This is a genomic window from Kitasatospora sp. NPDC059973 (assembly GCF_042737525.1).
Taxonomy (GTDB): Bacteria; Actinomycetota; Actinomycetes; order Streptomycetales; family Streptomycetaceae; genus Kitasatospora.
On the sequence record NZ_JBHWUI010000340.1, the window covers coordinates 1 to 2,938 of the forward strand.

At 74.7% G+C, this 2,938-nt stretch carries 2 protein-coding genes; both read right to left on the reverse strand.

Annotated elements, in window-relative coordinates; translation table 11 throughout:
• Positions 1-51 precede the first annotated feature (51 nt).
• Positions 52-948, reverse strand: coding sequence for a C40 family peptidase (locus tag ACFWA9_RS38880; RefSeq protein ID WP_380394282.1), 897 nt, complete (start codon positions 946-948; stop codon positions 52-54).
• A 303-nt stretch (positions 949-1,251) separates the two neighbouring features.
• Complete coding sequence (locus tag ACFWA9_RS38885; RefSeq protein WP_352294392.1) at positions 1,252-2,673, reverse strand: acyl-CoA synthetase; 1,422 nt, start codon at positions 2,671-2,673, stop codon at positions 1,252-1,254.
• Between the last annotated feature and the right edge of the window lie 265 nt (positions 2,674-2,938).

The following is a 2,938-nucleotide window of genomic DNA, read 5'->3' on the forward strand; positions in this document are numbered from 1 at the left end:
GCGTACGGACAGCCGCTCGACCGGCCGGGCGTCACCCGGCGGGCACGCTCCTCAGGGGCGGCCCATCTGCGTCGGGTAGTAGCCGCTGCTGAGCCCCGAGATCCGGATGTTGGTGCCGGGCCGGGCGGCCTCCACGTACTGGTTGTTGCCCAGGTAGATCGCCACGTGGTGGATGCCCCGGGCGCTGCCGTCGTCCGACCAGAAGAGCAGGTCACCGCGGCGCAGCTGGCCGGCGCTGACCGGCGTGGTCGCCTCGTACTGGTCGTTGGCCACCCGCGGCAGCGCGATGCCGCCGCGCTTGAACGCCTGCTGCACCAGGCCCGAGCAGTCGTACCCGTCCGGCCCGTTGCCGGCCGTCCGGAACGGCTTGCCGAGCTGGGCGAGAGCGAACTGCACCGCCGTCTCGACGTCCCCGTCGGCGGCCACCGAGCCGGAGCCGGCGGACGACCCGGCCGAGCCCGAGGAGGAGGACGAACCGGCGGCGGAGCCGCCACCCGTCCGGTCCAGGTAGACGTCGTAGTGGGTGGTCCAGCGCCACTGGCCCTGGCTGTTCCTGAACCAGTACCGCGACCCGTCCCAGCCCTGCGTGATCCCCCCGGACGAGGAGGAGGCCGCCGGGGCCGCGGCCTTGGCGCCGCTCCCGGTCCGGGCCTGGTAGATGTCGTAGTGGCTGGTCCAGCGCCACTGACCCTGGCTGTTCTTGAACCAGTACCGCGACCCGTCCCAGCCCGCGTGGGCCGGCGCCGGCTCGGCGGCCGCGCTGCTGACCCCGGTACCGAGGCCGATCACGCCGGCACCGGCTGCGATCACCGCCACCATGCCTATCCCCCGACGGACCCGTGCCGCCCGGGAGGGCCGGGCGGCACGCGCCGGCCCGTCGGTGGTGGCGGCGGTCTGCCCGGTCGGGTCGTCGGCTGCACCCGGTGCGCCGGTGTTGACGGTCGTCATCCTGCTGTCTTCCTTTGCTGAACGCGGCTCAGCACTGCCCAGCACCGCTGACGCTGCTGAACCCCGGCTGAACACTGAACGGGAGGGCAGAGGGGTTCCCGGTGACGAGCCGCGGCTTCCGGTCCTGCGACCGGAGGCCGCGGTTCGTCACCCTGGGATTCAGTTCTGCCTGCGTGTCACGTTAGGCACGCGGCCGCTCACAGTGCGCAGTGGAGTGCGCCAAAGGAAGGGTTCACGGAAGGTGAGGAGGACCGCCGGGGTGACGGTCGAAGAGATGAACGACCGTCACCGGGTGACCTCCCGTCACCCGAGTGCCGACTCCGCCAGCAGCTGCTTCTTGAGCACCTTTCCCATGGCGTTCCTGGGCAGTTCGGACACCAGCACCACCCGCCGCGGCCGCTTGTGGACCGAGAGCCGCTCCGCCACGAAGGCCGTCAGCTGGTCCCCCGTCACCGTGCCGTCCGGGATGACGTAGGCGACCACCGCCTGGCCGAGGTCCTCGTCGGGCGCGCCGACCACCGCTGCGTCCGCGACCGCCGGGTGGTCGCGCAGCGCCGCCTCGACCTCGCCGGCGCCGATCCGGTAGCCGCCGCTCTTGATGAGGTCCACCGAGGCACGGCCGACGATCCGGTGGAAGCCGTCCTCGCCGATCACGGCGACGTCCCCGGTGCGGAACCAGCCGTCCGCCGTCCACGCCTCCCCGTTGGCGTCCGGCCGGTTGAGGTACCCGGTGAACAGCGTCGGCCCGGCGACCTGCAGCTCGCCCACGCTCTCGCCGTCGTGCGGGACGGGCTCGCCCTCCTCGCCGACCAGCCTGGTCCGCACGCCGGTCAGGGGCAGCCCGACACTGCCGGGGCGGCGCTCGCCGTCCGCCCGGGTGGAGAGGGTGATCAGCGACTCGGTCATGCCGTAGCGCTCGATCGGGGCGTGCCCGGTCAGCGCGGCGAGCTTCTCGAAGACCGGCACCGGCAGCGGCGCGCTGCCGGAGACCAGCAGCCGGGCCGAGGCGAGCTGCCCGGCCGCCTCCGGGTCGGCGGCCAGCCGGGACCAGACCGTGGGCACGCCGAAGTACAGGCTGGCACCGGCGGCCGCGTAGCCCGCCGGCGTGGGCCGCCCGGTGTGCACCAGCCGGCTGCCGGTGCGCAGGGCACCGAGCACGCCGAGGACCAGGCCGTGCACGTGGAAGAGCGGCAGACCGTGGGCCAGTGTGTCGTCGGCGGTCCAGCGCCAGGCCTCCGCCAGCGCGTCCAGGTCGGCGGCGACGGCGGAGCGCCGGATCATCGCCCCCTTCGGGGCGCCGGTGGTCCCCGAGGTGTAGAGCACGAACGCGGTGGCGTCCGGCGCGGGCTCGGCGTGGCCGGTGGCGGAGCGCTCGGCCGGGTCGACGGGCAGCGCCGACACTCCCCCGGTCTCCGGCACCGTGTCCCCGGCGGCGTGCGCGAGCAGGACGGCGCCCGAGTCCCGCAGGATGTGCGCGCGCTCCTTGGGCCCGGAGTCGGGCGGCAGCGGCACCACGGGCACGCCGGCCAGCAGCCCGCCGACCACCGCGACGACGGTCTCGGCGGTGGGCCGGGCGAGCACCGCCAGCGCGGGGGCGCCGGCCACCCGGTCGGCCACCGCGGTCGCCGCTCCCAGCAGCTGCTCGCGGGAGAGCTCCCGCCCGTCGATCCGGAGCGCGTCGCCGGAGTCGCCGAAGTCGCCCTGAAGTGCCGTCAAGAGTGTCATGCGTCTGCCCTCGCCCTTGGTCGCGGTGTGGCGCTCTGTCCCCGCCGGCCCTGTCGCCGCCGGTCCGGCGTCCGACTCTACGGGCCCGGCGGCGGGCACCCGCAGAGCCCACGGGGACGGACCGCGGCAGCGGGGGATCCGCCCTCGCGCAGTGTCGGTCCGACGCCGTGCGGTCAGCCCTTGCGGGCCTGGACCTCGCCGGTGAGCTGCGGCAGCACCGCGAAGAGGTCGCCGACCACGCCGTAGTCGACCAGCTCGAAGATCG